This window comes from Pseudomonas sp. IT-P176 (assembly GCF_949767245.1).
GTDB lineage: Bacteria > Pseudomonadota > Gammaproteobacteria > Pseudomonadales > Pseudomonadaceae > Aquipseudomonas.
In genome coordinates, this window is record NZ_CATKPN010000011.1 from 138,472 (window position 1) to 162,371 (window position 23,900).

The following is a 23,900-nucleotide window of genomic DNA, read 5'->3' on the forward strand; positions in this document are numbered from 1 at the left end:
TGAACCCTTTGGTAGATGGCGAGCCGGTTATGTCTGATTCCCCGAAAAACACCACGGTCTATGCCTCCCCGGTGATGCGCAAGCTGGCGCAGATCCTCGCGGACCTGCCGCCTTCACTGCGCAAGGTCGCCGACTTCATCCTGCGCCACCCGCTCAAGGCCGCGACCCTGACCATCGAGGAAATGGCCGCCGAGACCGCCACCTCCCCCGCGGCGGTCAATCGCCTGGCCAAGGCCCTGGACGTCGGAGGCTACAGCGGCATGAAGGCCGAGCTGGTGACCACCTTGCAGCAGATGGTCTCGCCCGTGGACAAGCTGCGCAACGAACTGGCGCAACGTCCCGGTGGCGCGTTCGGCCTGCACGAGCAGATCCAGAGCGCCACCAGCAACCTCGATACCGCCGGCAGCAACAATCACCCCGACACATTCGAGGCCGTGGTCACGTGCCTGATCCAGGCACGCAAGATCTACATCCTCGGTTTTGGCAACAGCGTCTACCTGGCCGGCCTGGCCGCCTCGACACTGATGCCGTTCTGCGCCGACGCCACGGCCATCAGCATGGAAGGCGGCAACGAAAACGCCGCCTACCGCCTGGCCGCCATCACCCGGGACGACGTGCTGCTGGCGATCTCCCTGCCCCGCTACTCCCTGGACACCCTGCAACTGTCGCGCTTTGCCCACGAGCGAGGCGCTACGGTGCTGGCGATCACCGACTCCCCGGCCTCACCCCTGACCCACGTCGCCCGGCACGTGCTGTTCGCCCCGGCCGATCATCCGGTGTTGACCAGCTCCTACATCGCCGTGCTGGCGCTGATCGAAGGGCTGGTCGCCGGGGTCATGGCACGCAACAAGGAAGCGGTGAAATTGGCCACTGAACTCACCGAAAGCGTGATGAGCTACCTGCACATCCCCGGCAGCAGCAAACCTGGCAAGCCTTAGAGCCACCAGCGCAGCAGGAAAAAGAACGCCATGCTCAGCAGCATGCTGATCAGGGTGCTGCGGGTGTAGAGCACCAGGCCGATGGCGACCAGCGAGCTGAGCAGGTAGGGGTTGTCCCACTGCAGGTTCAGTTGCTGCTCGGGCATGAACACGATCGGCCCGCAGATCGCGGTCAGCATGCCAGGCACGGCAAAGCCGAGGAACTGGCGCGCGTTGCTGCTCAGGCGCACCGGCAGACGGGGTTCGAGGAACAGGTAGCGGTTGAGAAACACCAGCAGGCCCATGCCGAATATGACTGCCCAGACCATCATGTGCGTGCTCCCTGGAACTTGTTGCAGACAAAACCGGCGGTCATCCCCAGCAACCCGGCCAGCACCAGCGCCGAGCCCACTTGCCAGTAGGCGAACAGCACCGAGCAGAACAGCGAGACCGCCACGCAGACCACGGTGGGAATATTGCGCACCACCGGGGTGATCAAGGCGATGAAGGTGGCGGCGATGGAGAAGTCCAGCCCCAGGTGTTCAAGCCCCGGGATGCTGCTGCCCAGCACGATGCCGGCCAGGGTGAACAGGTTCCAGGCGATATAAAACGTCAGCCCCACCCCCAGCGCGTACCAGCGATTGAACTGCTGGCGGTCGAACTGACTGGTGAGGGCGAACAACTCATCGGTCAGCAAAAAACCCAGGCCAACCCGCCAGCGCGCCGGTAAAGGTGACACCACCGGGCGCAGGCTCATGCCGTACAGCAGGTGTTGCGAGGTCAGCAGCAAGGTGGTCAGCAGAATCGAGAAAATCCCCGCACCGCCCTTGAGCATGCCGATCGCCACCAGTTGCGCGGCGCCGGCAAAGACAATGCTCGACAGGCCCTGGCCCTGCAGGGGCGTGAGGTTGGCTTCGATGGCCATGGAGCCGGCCAGCAGCCCCCACGGCGCCGTCGCCAGGGACAACGGCATCACGGCCGCGGCACCGCGCAGGAAGGCACTGCGCGGCAGGAGAGTGTCAGACATAGTGCTCTACAACAAAAAGAGGGGATCTGAATGTGCCAGCCAAACGCCGGGCTGTCTTGAACAATCTTGCGCAATTCGCGGCAAGCCCCGCTGACGCCATCGCGGGCAAGCCTTGCCCCTACGGTCCTCGGGGTGCCGCATGCCATATGGACACAAAGGACTCTGTGGGAGCGAGCTTGCTCGCGATGGACGTCAACGATTACGCGAAAATCCAGGACGAGTGCGGTGTGCTCGAGACCATCGCGGGCAAGCCCGCTCCCACAAGCATCCGGGATAAACCTGGCACTCGGCAGGAGCAAATACGGACGCCGCAGAAGCTCGGCAAGCCTTGCTCCTACGGTCCTCGGGGCGCTGCAACCATGGGGACAGCCAGGACTTTGTGGGGTTAATGTCCCTGGGTTGTCTACAGGGTCACGCCCAGCGCGTTCAACAGCACCGGGTCGCGGCTGTAGATGTCCGGGGCGTACAACAGACGGCCGTGGCTGTCAGCCTGCACCGTCCAGTACGTCAGCAGGATCGGCACCGGTGTCGTCAGCCTGAACTCATGCGTCAGCCCGGTGGCCAGCAATTCGTTGGTGCGCAAGCGCTCCGCCGGGCTGAGCAGCATGTCGCGTAACTGCAAGGCATGCTCGACCCGCACGCAACCTGAACTGAACGCCCGCGGGCCCTTCTCGAACAAGGCCTGGCTTGGGGTGTCGTGCAGGTACACCGAGAACGGATTGGGGAAGCGCACCGCCATCTGCCCCAGGGGGTTTCGCGGGCCGGCGCTCTGGCGCAGGAGGATATTGCCCGGGTTGTCCCAGTCGATCTCGTCCACCGCCAGGGGATTGCCGTTGCGGTCCAGCACCTGCAGGTTCTGACGGCTGAGGAACGACTGGTCGCGGCGGATCTGCGGCAACTTGTCCTCGCGCATGATGGTCGGCGGTACGGTCCAGGTCGGGTTCAGGGTCAGCCGCGTGACCCGGGATTTCAACAACGGGGTTTGCCGTTCGGCGCGGCCGACCTGGGTGCGTGTCTGCCACACCGGCACCCCGCCCTGGAACAGGGTCAACTGGGCCGCGGCAATGTTCACCAGCAGGCTGTCGGGTTCCATGTCCTGCGCCAGCCAGCGAAAACGTTCGAGGTTGATCCGCAGTTGCTCACGGCGCAGTGCCGGGCTGATGTTGAGCTCCGCCAGGGTGCCGGCGCCGATGACCCCATCGGCTTGCAGCGAGTGGTCGAGCTGGAAGTTTTTCACCGCGCTGGCCAACTGCGCGCTGTAGTCGCTGCCGACATGGGCCGGCACGCTGGGCAGGTAGCCCTCGCTGACCAGGCGCTGGGCCAACCCGGGGACTCTGGGGTCCTGCATGCCCGGGCGCAACAAGGCGCCCGCGGGCAATTGCGGCCAGTGCGGTAACGGCTGTTGACGCTGCGCCGCGTACACCAGGCGCAAGCTGCGGTACTGCTCAAGTGACGGGCGTGCGGCCTCGAAGGCGGCACCCAGGTCATGCACGCCGGGGCCAGCAATCGCCAGCAACTGGGCCGTGCGATCATCCGCGGGCGGCTGCGCATGCCACAGTGGCTCGAAGCGGCTTTGCTGCAGGCGCCCGTAATGCAACTCACGCAGGGCCTGCAGGTAACGCAGGCTGATGCCGATGTCGGTGCACAACAGGCCACCGACCGCATCCGCCGGCGGCAGGCTGTAGCGATTGGGGTCCAGGCCATCATCGACCAGCAACTGGAACTGCGCCAGCAAGGCCGCGACCCGGGCCTCGTCGGTCCACACCGGCAGATAGTCGTGCTGCTGGTAGAAGGCCTGCAACAATGCCTGCGCCGAGGCGTCCGGGCGCAGCTTCAGGCCCGGGCAATCCACCGGCACCTGGGTCACGGCCAATTGCATCGGCCCGGGGTGGTCTGCCAACTCGTTCTGGGCAGTCGCGACCAATGGCACAGCGAGCAGGCAAAGGCTCAAGTAAGATGCGTGCTTTTTGAACAACTGCTTTACTCCAATCCATGGCCGTCACGATTTGACGGTCGACCTCTGCAGCAGGTGCGGCAAGCAATCAGGCGAGCCCAACATGGGCCGCCAGGGGCACGACAGGAAGTCGGGAGCCAACAATAGCATTGAGGACTCTCTTCGCATGTTTACCCTTTTGCGCCGGCTTGGCCTGGCACTGATCACCCTGGGCGCCATCTGTACTCCGGCGTTCGCCGCCAATACCTCACAACAGGCGTTATACAACAGCCTCGCCCACGCCGCCCCGGAACTCAATCCCCAAGCACTAAAAAGCGCCCTGAGCGCCATGCAATGTGCGGTCAGCAGCGGTGCCCAGCGCGCCGAGCACCTGGCAGTGATCGACTACTCCCAGCCTTCGACCGCGCGCCGCCTGTGGATATTCGACCTGCGCAAAAAATCCCTGGTGCTGCGCGACCTGGTGGCCCATGGGCAAATGTCCGGGGAAAACTTCGCCACCCAATTCTCCAATCGCATGGGCAGCTACCAGTCGAGCCTGGGCCTGTTCCGCACCCAGGAAAGCTATCAGGGCGCCCACGGTTATTCGTTGCGCATGGACGGCCTGGAGCCGGGCTTCAACGACCTGGCCCGCGATCGCGCGATCGTGATCCATGCCGCCGATTACGTGAACCCATTGTGGAGTGAGCGTCAGGGCCGGATCGGCCGCAGCCAGGGTTGCCCGGCGGTACGCCCGCAGGTGGCGCGCCAGGTGATCGATAAACTCAAGGATGGCCAGTTCATGTTTTCCTGGTACCCGGACCAGCGCTGGCTGAAGTCCTCGCCCTACCTCAACTGCCAGCCGCGCCAGGTGGCCAGTATCCTGAGTGCCAACAAGGGGTAACGGGTCACCGCCAGGACAAGCAAAAGCACGCGCATCTGGCTATGCTGCAAGCCATGACAGCCTCATTGCCGATTCGCCAACCCTGCCCACCCGGCGCCTGCGATTGCGGGCGTGAGGCCTTGCTCGACCTGCCCGGCGCCGACCCGCGCATCCTCTACCTGACCCGCCAGGAAGAAAAACGCTTGCTCGAGCGCCTGGAGAACCTCAAGAGCCTTGCCGACCTGGAGCATCTGCAGCAACGGATGTTCGAGCAGCTGGGCATCGGCGTGGAAATCAGCCCCAGCTTCCACGAGGTGCGCAGCATGCGCGGCATCGGCATTCGCCTACGCGACCAACCGGGGCTGTGCCGCAAGACCCGACAAGCGATCCCGGCGGCGATTCGCCGGGGCCTGGAAAACCATCCGCAAATCGCCTACGAACTGCTCAACGCCAACGACCTGCTGCGTGATGCCTGAGGCTCAACTACCCGTCTTGACCTTGCTCCAGACCCGGGTACGCACCCGTTCCATCTTCAGCGGCAAGGGTTCCAGCGGGTACAGGGTGGCCATGGTCTGCGGGCTCGGGTAGACCCCCGGATTGTCGCGCACCTTCTGCTCCACCAGCGCCGTGGCGTCCTTGTTGGCATTCGGGTAGCCGAGGTAGTTGGAGGTCGCCGCGATCACGTCGGGGCGCAGCATGTAGTTGATGAAGCTCAGGCCCTGTTGCGGGTGCGGTGCGTCTTTGAGCAGCACCAGGTTCTCGACCCAGACCGGCGCGCCCTCGCGGGGGATGCGGTACACCAGGTTGCGCCCATTGCCGGCCTTGGCCGACGCCAGTTGCGCGTCATACACCCCACCCGACCAACCGAGCACCACGCAGACATTGCCATTGGCCAGGTCCGAGATAAACCGCGAAGAGTCGAAGTAACGAATGTACGGCCGGATCTTCAGCAACAGCGCCTCGGCCTTGCGGTAGTCCTCGGGGTTCTGGCTGTTGTAGGGCAGCCCGAGGTAATGCAGGGCAATCGGGATGATCTCGCCGGGCGAATCGAGCATGGCCACCCCGCACTGGCTGAGTTTGGCGATGTTCTCCTGCTTGAAGATCAGGTCCCAGGAATCCACCGGGGCGTCGGTGCCCAGCAGCGCCTTGACCTGGTCCGCATCGTAGCCGACCCCGGTGGTGCCCCACAGGTAGGGTGCCGCGTAGTGGTTGCCCGGATCATTGTGCTGGACCTTGGCGAGGATCTCCGGGTCCAGGTGGGGCAGGTTCGGCAACTGGCTGCGGTCCAGTTCCTGGAGCACCCCGGCCTTGATCAGGTTGGGCAGCAGTTCGCTGCTGGCCACCACCACGTCATACCCGCTGCGCCCGGCCATGAGCTTGCTTTGCATCACATCGCCGTTGTCGAACACGTCGTAGATCGTGGCGACCCCGGTTTCCTGCTGAAAGTTTTTGGTCGCATCCGGAGCGATGTAGTCGTACCAGTTGTAGATCGAGACGCTGGGCTCGGCGGCGTTGACGCCGCTTATTGCCAGGCTGAGCACGGCGGCCGCGGCCAGTTGCAGACTGCACAGTGGTTTCATCGCAAGACTCCAGGACAACGGCATGCGCACGCTGCCGGCTACCGGTAAAGGTTAAGGAACGCGCCGTCTGCGGCGCTGATGCAAAAGACTCAGTCAATCAGCAGTTCGCGGCGCCCATCGGCGTGGTCGATCTGCCGGCAGGCCAGTGGTAGGCGCCGGTCCTTGAGGTAGTCGTAGTCCTTGCGTGAACGTTGCAGTTCGCTGAAATCCAGCTCCACCACCTGCCGACATTCCTCGCGCCCGGCCTCGAACAGCAGCCGTCCCGAGGGATCGACCACCGAACTGGCACCCGCAAAGACCAGGCCGCCATCGCCTGCCCCACAACGATTGACCAACACCGCAAACGCCTGGTTTTCCTGGGCTCGGGCGAGGATCGCGGTGCGGTGCACCGGGCCGAAGGGGTCCATGTTGGCGTTGCAGACCAGCATCAGGTCGACCCCCAGTTGCGCCAGCGCACGGGCCGGCTCCGGGAACTCGATGTCGTAGCAGATCAGCAGCCCGACCCGCACGCCCTTGTACAGGGTCGTGCCGAAACGATCGCCGGGTTGCACCACACCACGCTCCGACGGCCACAGGTGGGTCTTGCGGTAGCGCAAGGCAATGCCCTGGGGGGTCAGCAGCAACGAGGTATTGTAGAAATCTTCGCCATCACGCTCGGCGATGCCCACGACCGCCGCCATATCCCGCTCGCGCAAGGCCTGCAGCACCGCCTGAACGCTGGGCCCATCGGCCGCCTCGGCCACTTCGCCGAGTTGCGCGGCGCTGGCAAAGCCCATCAATTGGGTCTCGGGGAACACCAGCAAGTCGGTGTCCGGGGCGCAGGTGGCAATGGCGTGCAGCGTGCGTTGCAGGTTGTACGCCGTGTCACCATCGCGACCGGCCAGTTGTACCAGTTCAATCTTCATGGGTTGTCCTTCGAGCTATCCGACCAGGCAGCCCGTTTTCAGGCTGTGGCCGAGTATGGGGCGCCAGCCAGGGCTGGCGTAATCCCGTCGAAGGGGTACCCCTGAAGGGGTAGAGGCGGTTTCAGTGCGGCGCAGGCATGGCGGCAAACAGCACGTTGACCTCGGGAAACCGCGAGATGAAGTCCGCCGGCATCGGTGCCACCTTGCCGGCGCCGTAGTCGAAGAACACAAACCCCGACTTGGCCAGCGCCACCAGCGTGCCATCGACTGGCCGGGTGATGCGAAAGATGATGTCGCCCCCGTACTTGTTGAGGTCCATCAACCCCACTTCGAACAGCAAGCGATCACGGGCGTGGGCTTCGGCGCGATAGACCGTCGTCAGGTCCGTGACAATGATGCCCTCCTCACTCACGCCATACTCGAACAGCATCCGCGCCCGGGCTTCGGAGATCATCGAGATCATCGAGTCGTTGGCCAGGTGGTTGGCGGCGTTGACGTCGGTCACCCGCACGGTCAGGGCGGTGGCGTGGAAAAACGGATTGTGGGGAAACTCCAGGTGCAGGCGGGCCATGGCGGGTCTCGTGGCAGGAAAAGAGGCAGCCACTGTTAGTCAGGCGCGGGAAATTTGGGACAGCGCTATCAGACAAATTGCGATCACATGCACCACTGCTCATGGATATTTGCATTCAACGGCGCTCGCCTAGAAGATGACGGCAGCACGATCGCTTCGGCGCTGACTATCCTGATGTAATTGAGCCCGTCGGGCTCGCGACCATCGTTCTCAGGGAATCCAGAATGACAGCAAGACAAGTAATCAATGCGTCGGTGAGCCCAAAAGGCAGCCTGGAAACACTGTCCCAACGCGAAGTACAACAACTGAGCGCCGCGGGTACAGGCAGCATCTACTCGCTCTTTCGCCAGTGCGCCCTGGCCATCCTCAATACCGGCGCCCATGTCGACAACGCCAAGACCATCCTCGAAGCCTACCGCGACTTCGAGATCCGCATTCACCAGCAGGACCGTGGCGTACGCCTCGAACTGCTGAACGCCCCGGCCGATGCCTTCGTCGACGGCGAGATGATCGCCAGCACCCGCGAGATGCTGTTCAGCGCCCTACGCGACATCGTCTACACCGAGAATGAGCTGGACAGCCAGCGCATCGACCTCAGTACTTCGCAAGGCATCAGCGACTACGTCTTCCACCTGCTGCGCAACGCCCGCACCCTGCGCCCCGGTGTCGAGCCGAAGATCGTCGTGTGCTGGGGCGGTCACTCCATCAGCACCGAGGAATACCAGTACACCAAGAAAGTCGGCCACGAACTGGGCTTGCGCAGCCTGGACGTCTGCACCGGTTGCGGACCGGGCGTGATGAAAGGCCCGATGAAGGGCGCAACCATTTCCCACGCCAAACAGCGAATCACCAACGGCCGCTACCTGGGCCTGACGGAGCCGGGGATCATCGCCGCCGAGGCACCGAACCCGATCGTCAACGAACTGGTGATCCTGCCGGACATCGAGAAACGCCTGGAAGCCTTCGTCCGCGTCGGCCACGGCATCATCATTTTCCCCGGCGGCGCCGGCACGGCCGAGGAGTTCCTGTACCTGCTCGGGATCCTGATGCACCCGGACAACCGCGACCTGCCCTTCCCGGTGATCCTCACTGGCCCGCGCAGTGCCGCGCCGTACTTCCAGCAACTGCATGCCTTCGTCGGCGCCACCCTGGGCGAAGAAGCGCAAAGCCACTACGAGATCATCATCGACGACCCGGCCCAGGTGGCCCGGCAGATGGTCCAGGGGCTCAAGGCGGTCAAGCAGTTCCGCCGCGAGCGCAACGACGCCTTCCACTTCAACTGGCTGCTGAAGATCGACGAGGGTTTCCAGCGTCCGTTCGACCCGACCCACGAAAACATGGCCAGCCTGCAACTGCGCCTCGACCTGCCCGCCCATGAACGGGCGGCCAACCTGCGCCGGGCGTTCTCCGGGATCGTTGCCGGCAACGTCAAGGACATGGGTATTCGCTTGATCGAGGAACATGGCCCTTACGAGATCCATGGCGATGCGGCAATCATGCAACCGCTGGACAAACTGCTGCAGGCCTTTGTTGCCCAGCACCGGATGAAACTGCCCGGCGGCGCGGCGTACGTGCCGTGCTACCGCGTTATCAGCTAGCAAGCGGCGTAACCGCTGGCGCAGGCGCCGCTCAAGGCTCAAGCGGCCACTGCGCCAACGCTCGGTAACGCCCCTTGTGGGACTCGAACAACACGAAGTGCCGGGCATCGAGCACAAAGTCCGGAGCGCTGTCGGCTTCGGGCACCGGCGCGTGAAAGTCGCGAACCAGGCTCAGGTGCGCACGGTATTCCCGAGGCGCATCGACAAAACCCAGCGCCAGCATCGCCTGTTGCAAGGCATACACCAGTTGCAGCAAGGCTGGCGCTGGCTCGCTGGGCACCAGTAACAGCATCCCGGCGCGGTGCCAGGCCTGCAATTGGTCGAGCCTGACCCGCAACGGTTCGCCGGGCACGCGCACTTGGGCGGCGGCCGCGCAAATGCCGGGGAGTTGAGTCACGGCTACTTCGCCGAGAAACATCAGGGTCAGGTGAAAGTTCTGCGCGGCAATCGGCCGCCCTTCAAGGTGCCCCAGGCTACTGCGCCATTGAGCAATGGCCCGGCGCTGCGGTGGCTCACAAGGCAAGGCGAAAAACAGTCGCTTGCTGGGCAGCTCCGGTTGCTTGCGCATCGTTCACCTCGACACTTCCTGCTCGGGCGCCACCACCCGAAAACGGATGCTGATTTCGTTGGAGACCACACCGTAGTCCGCCCACTCGCCATCACCAATATTGAAGTCGCCACGCTTGAGAATGAAGGTGCCGTCAAAAATACCGATGCCGCTTTCCGGCTTCAGGGCGATCCGTGCACCGACCTCACGGGTCAGGCCCTTGAGCGTCAGTTGGCCGTCAACCTGGTACAGGTTATCGCCCAGGGCGGTGACGCTTTGCGATTCGAACCGGGCCTGGGGATAGACCGCCGTGTCGAACCAACCGGGCTTTTGCAATTCGCTATTGGCGTCGGGGTTGCCGGCGTCAATGCTGGTCAGCTCGATGATGATCCCGGCATGCGCCGCCGAGGGGTTGGTCGAGTCGAAATCGATGGTCGCCTCGAACCGGCTGAAAGTGCCGTAGACCCGGGCGCCCATCTGGTTGTAGGTGAAGCTGACCTGGCTGGCGCTCGGGTTGACTTGCCGGTACTGCGCCGCACTCGACGAGCCGCACGCGAGCATGGCGAGCACCAGGGTGACGGTCGCTGTTCGATGGTTCATGACAGGCTCCAGCCGGCAGTCAGGGATCAGCTTTTTGGCGGAACGCCAGCATGCGGCGCAGCACGTCATCGCGGTCGATGAAGTGATGCTTGAGCGCCGCACCGGTATGCAGCAGGACCAGCGCCAGCAGGCCGTAATTCAGGCTTTGATGCAGCGTCAGCAAGCGCTCGCCCAGGGCTTCGTCCTTGGCCAGCAGGTCCGGCAGGGGCAAGATGCCGAACCAGGCAGTCTGGAAACCCTTGGCTGAACTCATCAGCCAGCCGCTCAAGGGGATGATCAGCATCAGCCCATACATCAGGCCGTGGGTCAGCCGCGAGACTCGACGCAACAACACCGGCACGCTGGCGGGTAGCGGTGGCGCGGCATGGCTCAGGCGCCAGCCGAGGCGGATCAGCACCAGCAGGAACAGGCTGACCCCGGCCCACTTGTGCCACGAATAAAGCTTGAGCTTGGTCGGCGACAGGGCCAGGTCCGGCATGTAGAGACCCAGGGCAAAGGTGCCGATCAGTCCCAGCGCTACCAACCAGTGCAGGTACACCGCCGTGCGGGTGTAGCTATCGTTCATGAGTGCTCCGTACCGATCGCTACAGTGTTGATCCACCCTGGCACTTGTGCAAATGCGCGCATGACCCTTGGTCCTTTAGTGCTGGCATTCCTGGCGCTGGCGACCATAGTTAGACGTCCCGGGCTTGCTGGCCTGGGGGCTTATCAATGGCAATCAGAGGTCACGATGAACATCCTGATGGTACTGACTTCCCACGACCGGCTCGGCGACACCGGCGAGAAGACCGGGTTCTGGCTGGAAGAGTTCGCCGCACCCTACTACGTGTTCAAGGACGCCGGGGTCAACGTGACCCTGGCCTCGCCCAAGGGCGGGCAACCGCCGCTCGACCCGAAGAGCGACGCCCCCGACGCACAGACCGAGGCTACCCAGCGCTTTCGCGAGGACCCGGTGGCCTTCCAGGCGCTGGCCCACACCGAGCCGCTGGCCCAGATCAAGGCCAGCGACTTTGACGCGGTGTTCTACCCGGGCGGTCATGGTCCGCTGTGGGACCTGGCCGAAGACCGCGACTCCATCGCCCTGATCGAAGCGCTGTATGGCGCCGGCAAACCGGTGGCCGCGGTGTGCCATGCGCCAGGGGTGTTGCGCCACACCCAGGCCCAGGGGCAGCCGCTGGTCAAAGGCAAGTCGGTGACCGGCTTCACCAATTCCGAGGAAGCGGCCGTCGGCCTGACCGAGGTGGTGCCGTTCCTGGTGGAGGACATGCTCAAGGCCCACGGCGCGCACTACTCCAAGGGCGAGGACTGGCAGTCGTATGTGGTGGCCGACGGCAACCTGATCACCGGGCAGAACCCGGGGTCATCGGCAGCGACGGCCGAGGCGACCTTGCAACACCTGGGACTCTGAGCCCTGCCGCTGGCGGGATTTGTGGCCAATGCTGCAAGTCCCGGCGGCTCATTTATGTATAAAATGCCGCCCCTTTGACTTGCCGGCCCCTGCTCGATGACCCCTGACGCCCTCGCCACCCTGCACGACCATCTGTTGACGGCCCTGGCAGCCCCACCCGCAGAAACCCGCCGCCTGTTTCACGGACGCGGGCGTTGCTGGCCGGGCCTGGAGCAACTGACCGTGGACTGGCTACAGGGCATTGTGCTGGTCGCGCTGTTCAAGGAACCCGAACCGCAGCAGTTGCAGGCCTTGCAACAGATGCTGCGGCAGATCAGCCAGACGCCGCAGTGGCAGGCGAGCGCGGCCCACACGTTGCTGTTGCAACACCGCTATCTGCCACAAAGCACCACCGAGTGGCTGCTGGGGCCGGAAATCGACGAGTGGACGCTGACCGAAGGCGGCCTGCGCTATCGCATCGACCTGGGTAAAAAGCAGAACGCCGGCTTGTTCCTCGACATGCGCTACGGGCGCAACTGGGTCAAGGCCCAGGCCCAGGGCAAGCGGGTGTTGAACCTGTTCGCCTACACCTGCGGCTTCTCGGTGGCGGCCATCGAGGGCGGCGCCGAGCATGTGGTCAACCTCGACATGTCCCGTGCCGCCCTGAGTCGCGGGCGCGACAACCACCGCCTGAACGGCCACGACCTGAGCCAGGTGAGCTTCCTCGGCCACGACCTGTTCAAATCCTGGGGCAAGGTGATCAATAACGGACCTTACGACCTGGTGATCATCGATCCGCCGTCGTTCCAGAAAGGCAGCTTCCTGCTGACCAAGGACTATCAACGGGTGTTGCGTCGCCTGCCGGAACTGCTCGCGCCGCAGGGCACGGTGCTGGCCTGTATGAACGACCCGGCCTTCGGCGCCGACTTCCTGATCGACGGCGTCACCCGCGAAGCCCCGAGCCTGCGTTTCGTCGAACGCCTGGACAACCCGCCGGAGTTTCCGGATATCGATGTGCAAAGCGGCTTGAAGGCGTTGGTCTTCACCCTGGCGGACTGAAAGGCGCAGCCCTGGGCTTACTCCAGCGCCGCCAACGGGCTCTCGTGGCTCATGGGCGGCACCATGCCCTGGCACGCCAGCAACCATTGCCTGAACGCCCCGGCCGGAAGCGGTACCGAGAAGAAGTAGCCCTGCCCGACCTCGTAGCCTTGCGCCTTGAGGATGTCGCGCTGGGCCGCGTGCTCGATGCCTTCGGCCACCACCAGCAAGGACAGGCCCCTGCCGATGCCAATCACCGATTCGCTGAGGGCGCGGCAGGAGGCATCGCACTCCAGGTCATCGACAAAACTCTTGTCCAGCTTCAGCTCACTGATCGGCAGGTGGCGCAAGTAACCCAGGCTGGAATAACCGGTGCCAAAGTCATCGATGGCCAGGCGCACCCCCAAGGCATGCAGCTCTTTCAAGGTTTGCTCGGTGCCGGGGCTGTTGGACAGCAACACCCCCTCCGTGACCTCCACGCACAAATCCGCCGCCTGCAATTCGTAGCGTTGCAACTGCTGGGTAATCTGCGCTGCCAGATTGAGATTGTGAAAGTTGATCGGCGACAGGTTGATCGACAGCGACGGCACCGTCAGGCCCTGCTCGCGCCACTGCGCCAACTGACCGCAGGCGGTTTGCAGCACCCACTGGCTCAGCTCATTGATCAGCCCGCACTCCTCGGCCAGGGGGATGAAGCGCTCCGGCGAGATAATGCCCAGGGTTGGATGATCCCAACGCGCCAACGCCTCCACTCCCACCAAGGTCCCGCTGTGCAGATTGATCTGCGGTTGATACACCAGCTCCAGGCCCTCACCAGCAAGGGCCATGCGCAGCGCCGTCTCGAGAATCAGGCGACTCTGGGCGATCCGGTTCATCTCTTCGAGGAAAAAACTGAAGCTGCCGCGTTCGGCGCGCTTGGCCTGGTACATCGCAATGTCGGCGCACTGCAGCAAGCTTTCCATGTCCTGGCCGTCACCGGGAAACAGGCTGATGCCGATGCTGGCCGACAACACCACCGAGGTCCCGGCAATGGGCGCCGGAAAACTCAGTACGCGCTTGAGCCGTTCAAGAAACCGCGTGACCTGGGTCGCGTTGCGTCGCGGCAAAACCAGCACGAACTCATCCCCGGACAAGCGCCCGACGATGTCCGACTCACGCAGCACACTGCTCAGGCGCTGGGCCATGACTTGCAACAGTTCGTCGCCGGCCGCATGGCCAAGGGCATCATTGACCTGCTTGAAGCGATCCAGGTCGACAAACAGCACTGCCAGTTCGGCCTGCTCCCTGGCCACTTCGGCAATGGTTCGTTGCGCCTTGGCCAGCAGCAGGTTGCGGTTGGGCAAGCCGGTCAAGCCATCGTAATACGCCATCCGGCGAATGGCCTGGCGCGCTTCCTCACGCTCCAGCGCCAACATGCACAGGTGCGTACCGGCGGTCACCAGGTGCGCATGCAAGGTATCGGGCCCGCGGCACTCGCGAAAATACAGGGCGAAGGTGGCGGCCACGCGGCCGCAGCTGTTGCGCACCGGAATCGACCAGCACGCGCGCAACCCCGCCTTCTCGGCCAGCGCCTTGTAGTCCGCCCACAGCGGGTCGTGATTGATGTCGGTGACCAGCACCGGCTTGCCCCGGTAGGCCGCCGTGCCGCAGGAACCGGCAATCGGCCCGATCGACAGGCCTTCGATTGCCCGCGAGTACTCTACTGGCAAGCCGGGGCTGGCCAGCGGGTGCAGGATGCCATTGGAGTCGACGCTGAGGATCGAGACGATGACTTCCGGGGCGATGCGTTCGATTTCCTGGCACATCAGGGCCAGTACGTTTTCCAGCGACTCTTCCTTGAGCAGCGCGCCGACCACCTTGTCCTGCAGCACCTCATGCAATTTGAAGCGGGTGATGTCGGTGAGCACGATCACCGTGTTGTCGACCTGCCCCCGGGCATCGAACACCGGGGCCGAGGACACATGCACCCACAGCCGTTGGCCGTTGCGCTTGCTGATCAAGGCGCTGACTTCATGGGGCTCGCCACCGAACATCCGCTCCAGTTCAGGTAGCACCGGCACATCGACCTCGGTGTCGAGCACAAAAAACATCAGTGGCGACAGCCCAAGAACTTCTTCGCGGCTGTAGCCGAGCAGTTGCACCAGGCCGTCATTGACGTAGAGCAGGCGCGCAGCGGCGTCGACAATGCAGGTGGCCGAGCGGGTGGCATTGACCGACAGCGACAGCAGGCGGTGTTCGATGTCCTGGAGGCGGGTCTGGGTGATGTCCTTGAGAAAAGCCGCATAGAGGGTGCGGCCCTGCAGGGTGATCCTGGAGACGGACAGCGCGCCCCAGCGTGCCTGCCCATCCTTGCCCAGGATACTCAGGTCGTGGCTGCAACCGGGATCATCGGCCGTGCGCAGGGTTTCGGGAAACAGGCTGTCGACGTGACTGCCCACTACGTCCTGTCGGGGACAACCCCAGAACCGTTCGGCAGCGGCATTAAAAAACATCACTCGGCTCTGGTCGTCGATGACCACTACCGCGTCGCCCCATTGCTCCAGGGTCTGCACGAAGAAGTCTTGCGCATCAATGCGCCGGGCCCGCCTGACTCTCGTGTCCATTGCAGTCACTTGTCCACTGCCACCATCGCCCAGCATCCTGGCCGCGTGTGGGGCGCCATAAGAACCCTCGGAACCGGAAGGAACCCATCTTCGCAGAGACGCTACATATTCTTGATTGATAGTGAATGACGGCAGTTATTCACTTTAGTTCGCCAAGCACAGCGCGACGCTTGCCAGTTGAAATCACAGGATAGACGCGAAGTGACGAGCCCATGAAAAATACCTCGGTCGCGCCGCTCCAGCGGTCTGCCACAGGCGACTAATGGTACTTGAGTGCACCCTGCCACCTTCCTACGATGAAACTACGCCACTGCTTGTTTTCTGCGGCAGCGGCGTGAGTGGCGAGTGCTCTGAACCCCAATCAAGCTTGCCACTGGCTCTACGTACAACTTGAGCCTCGGGGCTCTACTTTCTCCCCATCAAAGAGCTTTGAGGCTCTTTTTTGAGCAAGCCAAACGGGGTCCGGTGTAGGCGCTGGCTTGCTGGCACCTGCACAGGCGGTTTGCTAGCCAACGTCGTGACCCAACCGCCCCTGCACAAACACCCGCGCCCTGGCCGTCAGTTGATCCAGATGGCGGTCGCGCTGTTTTTCCGCGTCGAGCATCGCCCGCTTGCCATTCTTCTGCAGCAGGTAGGTGTGGATCTGCCGCACTTCGGTGGAGCGGTAGATAGGCGCGATATCCAGTACCGCGATCAGGCCGTCTGTCACGCGGTCGTGGGTGTTCATCAGCACCTGCGGTCCGCGCACGCCCAGGACCTGCAAGCCCATTGCCTCGAAGTACGGCACCTTGGCCACGGCGCAGGTCAGTTCGGCATGCGGGTAGCGGCCGAGCATGTCCTGGACCATGGCGCGGGCGATACCATGGCGACGATGGCTGGCGTGTACGGCCATGAAGGCCACGCCGCAGGCATGCGGATCATCCTTGACCGGCAGGTACAGCAAAAAGCCGACGACCTTCGAGGGGTCCTCGGCGTCCAGCGCGACGATCAATTCGACGCTTAGGCCCTGGGTGCCATCGAGGGCCTGCAGGTAGAGGTGGACCTCGTAGCCCACTGCGTATTGATAGATCGCGAACAACGGGTTGCTCGGTGGCAAGGCGACGCTGCTGATGTCGGTCAGGTTGTCGACCACCAGTTGCAGGATCTGGTCGGTCACGTGCTCGGAGCACGGGGTATCGAAGTGGCTAAGGGTAAACATCAATCGGGGCTCCGAGGGGAAAGTCCTGGAAAAAGGCAGGCAATGATCAGGCCTGGGTTTTCAGCGCCGTCAGCCACTCGGGGTGCAGGCGGGTCTGTTCGGTCTCCAGCCCCAGCGCCTCCATGGCTGCTTTGTGCTGGTCCATTTCACGCACCAGTTGCGCATGGCTGCTGGAGTTGGCGTCCAGCTCGTGCATCTGCGCCAGCCCCAGGTGGTAAAAGCGCAGCAGCTTCATCGCGCTCGGGTTGCCGGCGGCGACCGCATCGGTGACCTGGTGCATGACGTTGGTGATGCGCATCAGGCTGCGCTTGAGCTGCCAGCCGTAGACGGCGGCGGCCATCCAGGGTTGCGACCAGAACTTGAGTTTCATCAGCGCCGCGCTGACCAGCACCGCCGCGATTACCCCGCCGAGGTTGTAGCGAAAGTTATCGCCACCCGGCTCGCCCAGCACCATCACCGCCAGCGTCGACAAAGCCATCGCCAGCACAATGAACAGCACGGCAATGATCAGGGTGCTGCGGCGCGTCTGCTGGCGAAAAGTTTCGGGGTTCCACGGCTTGATCTCAAACATCAGGGGGCAGCGCTCTTTGGCAAGGTGAACGGAGAATTGCCGGGCATTATCGCCCGTAGCGCCGGTAACAGACACGTTTAATCCACATCGCCATCTGGTCCTCGCTTGATCTGCGGAACTCCTGAGCCGCACCGCGCATCATATGGGTATGTGACACACCCTTTGGCTTCACGCTTTTGGAGGACTCACCATGCGCCGTCTACTGCTCGTTCCAACGCTTGCGCTCTGCCTGCCCTTCGGATCGGCCATGGCCGATGTCGATGCCAAGGATGTCGCCACTTCAGCGGGAGTCTCTGCGTCGCTGTACTCGACCTTCAAGGACGACAAGATCGTCGTCCCCGCCCGCGATGACCTCTCCAGTTTCGTCGCCAGCGGCGGCACCATCCGCGGCGCCTACCTGGAATCCGTGCTCAAGCAGATGCGCCAGGACCACCCTGGCCTCAATGCCACGGACGAAGAACTGGCCCAGGCGCTGCTGACGCAGACCCCGCCTTCACCAGGCCAGTAAGACCCACTTAACTTAAGTGGGAGCGAGCCTGCTCGCGATGGCGGTGTGTCAGGCACCATCGATGTGGGTTGTACTGGCCCCATCGCGAGCAGGCCGCAAGCGGGCGCTCGCTCCCACAACGGTTTTGCCGGCTTGCAGATTTTGCGTACACCCACCAAACCCGTAGCAGCTGTCGGGCGTTCAGGCCAGCAGTTGGTTGATCCAACGCACCTGGCGGGTGATGTCCTGTACTTTTTCCGCGGGTACCGCCGAGCCGGCCTGGGTGAAGTGGGCCAGGGTCTGCTGCTTGTGGCGCAGCAGGCGCTGCCACTTGAGCAGGAATGCCGGGGTGCGTGCCTGCATCTGCAGGGGGCCGAAGTACAGTTGCTCGGGGCTGTAGCTCACCGGGCCGGTGCGCTCGGCAACGATGATTTCGTAGTCGAAGCGGTTTTCCCGCAGCACTTCCTCGCAGAGGATGGAATAACTATTGTCCATCAGCCATTGCCGCAGTGGCTGCTCCCCGCCGTTGGGTTGCAGGATCAGTCGCTCCTGGCCACTGAGGCGAGTCTTGCCACGCTCGAGAATGTCGCGGATGGTCTCACCGCCCATGCCGCAGATCGTCAGCGCGGTGATCCCGTCAGCAGGTTCGAGCGCCGCCAAGCCATTGGCCAAGCGTACGCTGATGCATGCCTGCAGGCCGTTGTCGCGCACCGTACGCTGGGCCGAGTGGAACGGTGTCGCGGCCAGTTCGCCGGCCACCGCCGCCGTGATGGCGCCACGGCGCATCAATGCCACCGGCAAGTAGCCGTGGTCGGAGCCGATATCGGCCAGGCGCGCACCGGCTGGCACATGGGCCGCCACGCGCTCCAGGCGCATGGACAAGGTGTGTTGGTTCAATGTTCAGCGCCTTGCGATCAAAAGTTGGCGGGCGTGTTCGCACTGATGATTTCCGCCTCGTCCGCGCCGATGTTGCGAAACCGGTGCGGCAGCGTGGTCGGAAAGTAATAACCATCCCCGGCGTTCAACACGCTGACCTGGCCATCCACGGTGAGTTCCACGGTACCCCGCGTCACCAACCCGCACTCCTCGCCTTCGGCGTGCACGATCGGCTCTTCGCCCGAGCTGGCGCCCGGTGCGTATTGCTCGCGCAGCAGGCGCATCTGGCGGCTGGGCACCGAGGCGCCGATCAGCAGCAGGCGCAGGCCGTGGCGACCGAGGTCGGGCTGTTCGTTGGCGCGGAAGATGTATTGGTGTTCGCGCGGTGGCTGGTCGAAGGTGAAGAAGTCCGCCAGGGACATGGGGATGCCCTCCAGCAGTTTTTTCAGTGAGCTGACGGAAGGACTGACCCGATTCTGTTCGATCAGGGAGATGGTGGCATTGGTGACGCCGCTACGCCGGGCCAGCTCGCGCTGGGACAGCTTGTAGCTTTCGCGTACTAATTTGAGTCGAGAGCCCGTGTCCATGACAGCCTTATGTGAGAAAAACTTAAGGGTAGTGTGGGGGGATGGCGGGCGACTTGTGTCGCGAAAATCGCCGTTCCTCTGTCCCGAAGACGTGAAAGGCGGCTATTAAATCACGTTTTCCGCCCACGGCTCAGCAGCTTGCAGAAAGGCCGGATAAAAAACCGACGACCTTCCTCAAGACGGCCGTCGGCGAGCGTCAGACTAGATACCGAAACGGTCACGCATCGCGTAGTACACCGCGCCCATGGCGGTCAGTGGGGCCTGGAAGGTGCGGCCACCGAACATCGGCATGTGTGGCAGGGAGGCGAAGGCGTCGAAACGCTCGGCGTCGCCACGGATCATTTCCGCGATCAGCTTGCCGGCCAGGTGCGAACAGGTCACCCCGTGGCCGCTGTAGCCCTGCATGTAATAGGCGTTTTTCTCGATGCGGCCAAATTGCGGCATGCGTGACATGGTCAGCAGGAAGTTGCCGGTCCAGCGGTAGTCGATCTTCACGTCCTTGAGCTGGGGGAAGGTCTTGAGGATTTTCGGCCGGATCAGTTGCTCGATGTCGTCCGGTTCGCGCGCACCGTAGACCACACCGCCACCATAGAGCAGACGGTTGTCGGCAGTCAGGCGGTAGTAGTCGAGCAGGTAGTTACAGTCTTCGACGCAGTAGTTGTTGCTGATCAGGCTCCTGGCGACTTTTTCCGACAGGGGCTCGGTGACCACGATCTGCGAACCGCAGGGCATGCTCTTGCGGGTGACGCGGTTGTCGAGGTCTTGCGGCAGGTAGGCGTTGCCGGCGATCAACAGGTACTTGGCGCGCACCACGCCCTTGGCCGTGCGCACGACTATGGGTTCGCCGTAGGTGATTTCCACCGCTGCCGACTGCTCGAAGATTTTTCCGCCAAGACCGAGGATGGCAGCCGCTTCGCCCAGGGCCAGGTTCAGCGGATGGACGTGGCCACCCTGCATGTCCAGCAGGCCACCGACATAGTTGCGGGTCCCGACTTCCTTGGCGATCTCTTGCGCGTCGAGCATCCGCAGGTGGTGGTTGCCGTAGCGCTCCCAACCGTTCTTCTGTTCGGCCAGGCCCTTGAGTTGTTTCTTGTTCAGCGCGGCGAAAATGCCACCGGGCTTGTAGTCGCACTGGATGTCGTATTGCTTGATCCGCGAGCGGATGATGTCCGCGCCTTCGAAAATCATGCTGCCCAGCACTTCGGCGGTCTTTTCGCCGTAGCGCTGCTCGATCACATCGACGTCGCGGCTGTAGGAATTGACCAGTTGCCCGCCGTTGCGCCCGCTGGCGCCGTAGCCGACCTTGGCGGCTTCGAGCACCGTGACGCTGTAGCCCGCTTCGCTGAGGAACAACGCCGAGGACAGGCCGGTGTAGCCGGCGCCGATCACACAGACGTCGCATTCCACCAACTCTTCGAGCACCGGGAAGTCGATGATCTCGTTGCGGGTGGCGGCGTAGTAGCTGTTTACATGTTTTTGCATGATTGAGTTCCCGCGCGGTGACACGCCAAAGGCCTGTCACCGCGACTGTCTAATAGGTCAGAGCTTGATCCAGGTGGCTTTGAGCTCGGTGTACTTGTCGAAGGCGTGCAGGGACTTGTCGCGACCGTTGCCCGACTGCTTGAACCCACCGAAGGGCGCGGTCATGTCACCGCCGTCGTACTGGTTGACCCACACGCTGCCGGCGCGCAGGCCCCGGGCGAAGGTGTGGGCCTTGCTCAGGTCGCGGGTCCAGACCCCGGCGGCCAAACCGAAGATGCTGTCGTTGGCGATCTGCAACGCTTCTTCTGCAGTGTCGAAGGTGATCAGCGACAACACTGGGCCGAAGATTTCTTCGCGGGCGATGGTCATGGCGTTGCTCACACCGTCGAAAATCGTCGGCTCCACGTACTGGCCACCGCTGTCCTCGAGGGTGCGGTTGCCGCCGGCGATCAGCTCGGCACCTTGCTCGCGGCCGATGGCGATGTAGCGCAGGATGTTGTCCAACTGACGTTGATCGACCACCGCGCCGACCCGGCTTGTCGGGTCCAGCGCGTGCCCGGGTTGCCAGGCTTGCAGGGCCTCCACCAGCAGCGGGATGAACTGCTGGCGAATCGAGCGTTCCACCAGCAGGCGTGAGCCGGCGGTGCAGACTTCGCCCTGGTTGAAGGCGATGGCACTGGCCGCCGCCTGCGCCGCCGCGCGCAGATCCGGCGCATCGGCAAACACTACGTTCGGACTCTTGCCGCCAGCTTCTAGCCAGACGCGCTTGAGGTTGCTTTGCCCGGCGTAGATCAGCAGCTGCTTGGCAACCGCGGTCGAGCCGGTGAAGGCCAGGACGTCGACGTCCATGTGCAGCGCCAGTGCCTTGCCGACGGTGTGGCCGTAACCCGGCAGGACGTTGAACACGCCCTTGGGGATGCCAGCCTCTAGCGCTAGTTGGGCGATGCGGATGGCCGTCAGCGGGGACTTTTCCGACGGCTTGAGGATGAACGAGTTGCCTGCCGCCAGGGCCGGGGCGAACTTCCAGCTGGCCATGATCAACGGGAAGTTCCACGGCACGATGGCCGCCACCACGCCGGACGCTTCGCGGGTCACCAGGCCCAGTTGATCGTGGGGCGTAGCGGCGACTTCGTCGTAGAGTTTGTCGATGGCTTCGGCACTCCAGCGGATCGCGTTGGCGGTCGCTGGAATGTCGATGGCCATGGAGTCGCTGATGGGCTTGCCCATGTCCAGGGTTTCCAGCAGCGCCAATTCTTCCTGGTGCGCCAGGATCAGGTCGGCGAAGCGGATCAGGACGCGCTTGCGCTCAGCGGGGGCCAGCTTGCACCAGATACCGGATTCGAACGCCTGGCGGGCGACGAACACGGCGGCATTGGCATCGGCTTCATCGGTGCTGGCGACGTTGGCCAGGAAGCGCCCGTCAACCGGGCTGATGCATTCGAAGGTGGCGCCGCTGAGTGCCGGACGGTATTGACCATCGATGAAGGCGCGGCCTTCGATGCTTAAGGACTGGAAGCGTTGCTCCCAGTCGCTGCGAGTGTTTGTCATGGTTGTGACTCGACGCAGGGGAATAGGCTGTGGTCGGACTGAATGCCAGTCCCTTGAGGATTTGCAATGCAATCGCTGTGGGAGCGGGCTTGCCCGCGATTGCGATATCGCGGGCGAGCCCGTTCCCACAGGCACACCAACCATCAGACCGTATGCAGGTACCAGTTGTACTCAAGGTCGGAGATGGAGTTCTCGAACTCGGCCAGCTCGCTTTCCTTGCACGCCACGAACACGTCGATGTACAGCGGGTCGATGTACTTGGCCATGACTTCGCTGTCGTCCAGCTCACGCAGGGCATCGCGCAGGTTGTTCGGCAGGCTCTGCTCGTTCTGCTCGTAGCTGTTGCCTTCGACCGGCGCACCCGGCTCGATCTGGTTGGTCAAGCCGTGGTGAATACCGGCCAGCACCGAAGCCATCAGCAGGTACGGGTTGGCGTCGGCACCGGCCACGCGGTGTTCGATGCGCACGGCGTCCGGCGAACCGGTCGGCACGCGCACGGCCACGGTGCGGTTGTCGATACCCCAGCTCGGCGAGTTCGGCACGTAGAACTGTGCGCCGAACCGGCGGTAGGAGTTGACGTTCGGGCAGAGGAAGGCCATCTGCGCGGGCAGGGTCTCCAGCACACCGCCGATGGCGTGACGCAATGCGGCGTTCTGCTCGGGATCCTCGCTGGCGAAGATGTTGTTGCCGGCCTTGTCGAGGATCGAGATGTGCACGTGCAAACCGTTGCCCGCCTGGCCCGGATACGGCTTGGCCATGAAGGTGGTGTCCATCTCATGGTCGTAGGCGATGTTCTTCACCAGGCGCTTGAGCAGGACCGCATAGTCGCAGGCCTTGATCGGGTCGCTGACGTGATGCAGGTTGACTTCGAATTGCGCCGGGGCACTTTCCTTGACGATGGCATCGGCCGGGATACCCTGCTCTTTCGCGCCTTCGAGGATGTCCTGCAGGCAGTCGACGTATTCGTCGAGGTCGTCGATCAGGTAAACCTGGGTCGATACCGGGCGCTTGCCGGAAACCGGTGAGCGTGGCGACTGCGGACGGCCGTTCACGTTGTCCTGGTCGATCAGGTAGAACTCCAGTTCAAACGCCGCGCAAATGGTCAGGCCGAGGTCGTCGAACTTGCGCACCACGTTGGCCAGCACTTCACGCGGGTCAGCGAAGAACGGCTGGCCTTCGATCTCGTGCATGGTCATCAGCAGTTGCGCGGTTGGGCGCTTCTGCCAGGGCTCGATGCTCAGGGTGCCGGGAATCGGGTAGCAGATGCGGTCGGCGTCGCCGATATCCAGGCCCAGGCCGGTGCTTTCCACCGTGGAACCATTGATGTCGAGGGCGAACAGCGAGGCCGGCAGGTTGATGCCTTTCTCATAGACCTTATGAAGACTGGTGCGCTCGATACGCTTGCCGCGCACCACACCGTTCATATCCGCAATCAGAAGGTCGACGTACAAAACCTCAGGATATTTCTTAAGGAATGCGTTTGCTTCGTTGAGTTGAACGGTACGCAGGGGGACCGACATGATGCACCTATTAGCTGTTAATTATTATGTTCACTGCACTTTCGG

Annotated in this window: 24 protein-coding genes; 7 read left to right on the top strand and 17 right to left on the bottom strand. The window is 63.3% G+C overall.

What is annotated here, in order from left to right; translation table 11 throughout:
• Positions 1 to 29: 29 nt before the first annotated feature.
• Positions 30 to 938, top strand: coding sequence for a MurR/RpiR family transcriptional regulator (locus ACM6IP_RS00730; RefSeq protein WP_095170999.1), 909 nt, complete (start codon positions 30 to 32; stop codon positions 936 to 938).
• Here ACM6IP_RS00730 and ACM6IP_RS00735 read toward each other — a convergent pair.
• The 3 genes from ACM6IP_RS00735 to ACM6IP_RS00745 form a co-directional block, all read right to left on the bottom strand.
• Positions 935 to 1,246 carry an AzlD domain-containing protein gene (locus tag ACM6IP_RS00735; protein ID WP_095171071.1) on the bottom strand — a complete coding sequence of 104 codons (312 nt, stop codon included), beginning with the start codon at positions 1,244 to 1,246 and terminating at the stop codon, positions 935 to 937. The two genes, ACM6IP_RS00730 and ACM6IP_RS00735, sit on opposite strands and share 4 nt — an antisense overlap.
• Complete coding sequence (locus ACM6IP_RS00740) at positions 1,246 to 1,944, bottom strand: AzlC family ABC transporter permease (RefSeq protein WP_159994701.1); 699 nt, start codon at positions 1,942 to 1,944, stop codon at positions 1,246 to 1,248. The genes ACM6IP_RS00735 and ACM6IP_RS00740 overlap by 1 nt, the downstream gene beginning before the upstream one ends.
• A gap of 403 nt (positions 1,945 to 2,347) precedes the next feature.
• The gene (locus ACM6IP_RS00745) at positions 2,348 to 3,919 is read right to left on the bottom strand and encodes a murein L,D-transpeptidase (RefSeq protein ID WP_401128126.1); all 1,572 of its coding nucleotides are present in this window, start codon (positions 3,917 to 3,919) and stop codon (positions 2,348 to 2,350) included.
• 145 nt (positions 3,920 to 4,064) lie between these two features.
• On the opposite strand from ACM6IP_RS00745, the gene ACM6IP_RS00750 reads away from it, so the two are divergent.
• Entirely contained in the window at positions 4,065 to 4,778 is a 714-nt protein-coding gene (locus tag ACM6IP_RS00750) for a murein L,D-transpeptidase catalytic domain family protein (RefSeq protein ID WP_095171006.1), read from the top strand.
• A gap of 53 nt (positions 4,779 to 4,831) precedes the next feature.
• The gene (locus tag ACM6IP_RS00755; RefSeq protein ID WP_166592355.1) at positions 4,832 to 5,233 is read left to right on the top strand and encodes a hypothetical protein; all 402 of its coding nucleotides are present in this window, start codon (positions 4,832 to 4,834) and stop codon (positions 5,231 to 5,233) included.
• Between the two features lie 3 nt (positions 5,234 to 5,236).
• On the opposite strand, the gene ACM6IP_RS00760 is transcribed toward ACM6IP_RS00755, so the two are convergent.
• The 3 genes from ACM6IP_RS00760 to ACM6IP_RS00770 all read right to left on the bottom strand — a co-directional run bounded on the left by ACM6IP_RS00760 (position 5,237) and on the right by ACM6IP_RS00770 (position 7,813).
• Positions 5,237 to 6,337 carry a polyamine ABC transporter substrate-binding protein gene (locus ACM6IP_RS00760; RefSeq protein WP_414860710.1) on the bottom strand — a complete coding sequence of 367 codons (1,101 nt, stop codon included), beginning with the start codon at positions 6,335 to 6,337 and terminating at the stop codon, positions 5,237 to 5,239.
• An 89-nt stretch (positions 6,338 to 6,426) separates the two neighbouring features.
• Positions 6,427 to 7,242: a carbon-nitrogen hydrolase family protein gene (locus ACM6IP_RS00765; RefSeq protein ID WP_414860711.1), complete on the bottom strand. Its 816-nt coding sequence runs from the start codon at positions 7,240 to 7,242 to the stop codon at positions 6,427 to 6,429.
• Positions 7,243 to 7,363: 121 nt separating this feature from the next.
• Positions 7,364 to 7,813 carry a thioesterase family protein gene (locus ACM6IP_RS00770; protein ID WP_414860712.1) on the bottom strand — a complete coding sequence of 150 codons (450 nt, stop codon included), beginning with the start codon at positions 7,811 to 7,813 and terminating at the stop codon, positions 7,364 to 7,366.
• Between the two features lie 224 nt (positions 7,814 to 8,037).
• On the opposite strand from ACM6IP_RS00770, the gene ppnN reads away from it, so the two are divergent.
• Positions 8,038 to 9,411, top strand: coding sequence for a nucleotide 5'-monophosphate nucleosidase PpnN (gene ppnN, locus ACM6IP_RS00775; RefSeq protein WP_095171014.1), 1,374 nt, complete (start codon positions 8,038 to 8,040; stop codon positions 9,409 to 9,411).
• Between the two features lie 31 nt (positions 9,412 to 9,442).
• Here the strand turns inward: ppnN and thpR are convergent, their stop codons facing one another.
• Genes thpR through ACM6IP_RS00790 form a run of 3 tightly spaced genes read right to left on the bottom strand, consistent with a single transcriptional unit; the run spans position 9,443 to position 11,123 of the window.
• Positions 9,443 to 9,979 (bottom strand): RNA 2',3'-cyclic phosphodiesterase, encoded by a 537-nt coding sequence (thpR, locus tag ACM6IP_RS00780; protein ID WP_414860713.1) that lies wholly within the window; start codon positions 9,977 to 9,979, stop codon positions 9,443 to 9,445.
• Positions 9,980 to 9,982: 3 nt separating this feature from the next.
• Complete coding sequence (locus tag ACM6IP_RS00785) at positions 9,983 to 10,558, bottom strand: YceI family protein (RefSeq protein WP_414860714.1); 576 nt, start codon at positions 10,556 to 10,558, stop codon at positions 9,983 to 9,985.
• Positions 10,559 to 10,577: 19 nt separating this feature from the next.
• Positions 10,578 to 11,123, bottom strand: a complete 546-nt coding sequence (locus ACM6IP_RS00790; protein ID WP_095171025.1) for a cytochrome b — start codon at positions 11,121 to 11,123, stop codon at positions 10,578 to 10,580.
• A gap of 165 nt (positions 11,124 to 11,288) precedes the next feature.
• Here ACM6IP_RS00790 and ACM6IP_RS00795 point away from each other — a divergent pair, with 165 nt between their 5' ends.
• Together ACM6IP_RS00795 and ACM6IP_RS00800 are read left to right on the top strand one after the other, a co-directional pair.
• The gene (locus ACM6IP_RS00795; RefSeq protein ID WP_095171027.1) at positions 11,289 to 11,966 is read left to right on the top strand and encodes a type 1 glutamine amidotransferase domain-containing protein; all 678 of its coding nucleotides are present in this window, start codon (positions 11,289 to 11,291) and stop codon (positions 11,964 to 11,966) included.
• A 96-nt stretch (positions 11,967 to 12,062) separates the two neighbouring features.
• On the top strand, positions 12,063 to 13,004 hold the full coding sequence (locus ACM6IP_RS00800) for a class I SAM-dependent methyltransferase (RefSeq protein ID WP_320334072.1): 942 nt from the start codon (positions 12,063 to 12,065) through the stop codon (positions 13,002 to 13,004).
• Positions 13,005 to 13,021: 17 nt separating this feature from the next.
• Here ACM6IP_RS00800 and ACM6IP_RS00805 read toward each other — a convergent pair whose 3' ends face one another.
• The 3 genes from ACM6IP_RS00805 to ACM6IP_RS00815 all read right to left on the bottom strand — a co-directional run bounded on the left by ACM6IP_RS00805 (position 13,022) and on the right by ACM6IP_RS00815 (position 17,355).
• Positions 13,022 to 15,586 (bottom strand): EAL domain-containing protein, encoded by a 2,565-nt coding sequence (locus ACM6IP_RS00805; protein WP_320334071.1) that lies wholly within the window; start codon positions 15,584 to 15,586, stop codon positions 13,022 to 13,024.
• Positions 15,587 to 16,091: 505 nt separating this feature from the next.
• Positions 16,092 to 16,784, bottom strand: coding sequence for a GNAT family N-acetyltransferase (locus tag ACM6IP_RS00810; protein ID WP_414860715.1), 693 nt, complete (start codon positions 16,782 to 16,784; stop codon positions 16,092 to 16,094).
• Positions 16,785 to 16,830: 46 nt separating this feature from the next.
• Positions 16,831 to 17,355, bottom strand: coding sequence for a DUF3087 domain-containing protein (locus tag ACM6IP_RS00815; RefSeq protein ID WP_159994687.1), 525 nt, complete (start codon positions 17,353 to 17,355; stop codon positions 16,831 to 16,833).
• Positions 17,356 to 17,545: 190 nt separating this feature from the next.
• Between ACM6IP_RS00815 and ACM6IP_RS00820 the strand changes: the two genes are divergently transcribed.
• The gene (locus tag ACM6IP_RS00820; protein ID WP_095171038.1) at positions 17,546 to 17,863 is read left to right on the top strand and encodes a DUF2388 domain-containing protein; all 318 of its coding nucleotides are present in this window, start codon (positions 17,546 to 17,548) and stop codon (positions 17,861 to 17,863) included.
• A 180-nt stretch (positions 17,864 to 18,043) separates the two neighbouring features.
• On the opposite strand, the gene ACM6IP_RS00825 is transcribed toward ACM6IP_RS00820, so the two are convergent.
• The 5 genes from ACM6IP_RS00825 to ACM6IP_RS00845 all read right to left on the bottom strand — a co-directional run bounded on the left by ACM6IP_RS00825 (position 18,044) and on the right by ACM6IP_RS00845 (position 23,855).
• Complete coding sequence (locus tag ACM6IP_RS00825; protein ID WP_414860716.1) at positions 18,044 to 18,739, bottom strand: tRNA (adenine(22)-N(1))-methyltransferase; 696 nt, start codon at positions 18,737 to 18,739, stop codon at positions 18,044 to 18,046.
• Between the two features lie 17 nt (positions 18,740 to 18,756).
• Positions 18,757 to 19,305 (bottom strand): cupin domain-containing protein, encoded by a 549-nt coding sequence (locus tag ACM6IP_RS00830; RefSeq protein ID WP_027618083.1) that lies wholly within the window; start codon positions 19,303 to 19,305, stop codon positions 18,757 to 18,759.
• A 201-nt stretch (positions 19,306 to 19,506) separates the two neighbouring features.
• On the bottom strand, positions 19,507 to 20,787 hold the full coding sequence (locus tag ACM6IP_RS00835) for an NAD(P)/FAD-dependent oxidoreductase (RefSeq protein WP_414860717.1): 1,281 nt from the start codon (positions 20,785 to 20,787) through the stop codon (positions 19,507 to 19,509).
• Positions 20,788 to 20,844: 57 nt separating this feature from the next.
• Positions 20,845 to 22,335 (bottom strand): aldehyde dehydrogenase, encoded by a 1,491-nt coding sequence (locus ACM6IP_RS00840; RefSeq protein ID WP_414860718.1) that lies wholly within the window; start codon positions 22,333 to 22,335, stop codon positions 20,845 to 20,847.
• A gap of 143 nt (positions 22,336 to 22,478) precedes the next feature.
• Positions 22,479 to 23,855, bottom strand: a complete 1,377-nt coding sequence (locus ACM6IP_RS00845) for a glutamine synthetase family protein (protein ID WP_095171042.1) — start codon at positions 23,853 to 23,855, stop codon at positions 22,479 to 22,481.
• Between the last annotated feature and the right edge of the window lie 45 nt (positions 23,856 to 23,900).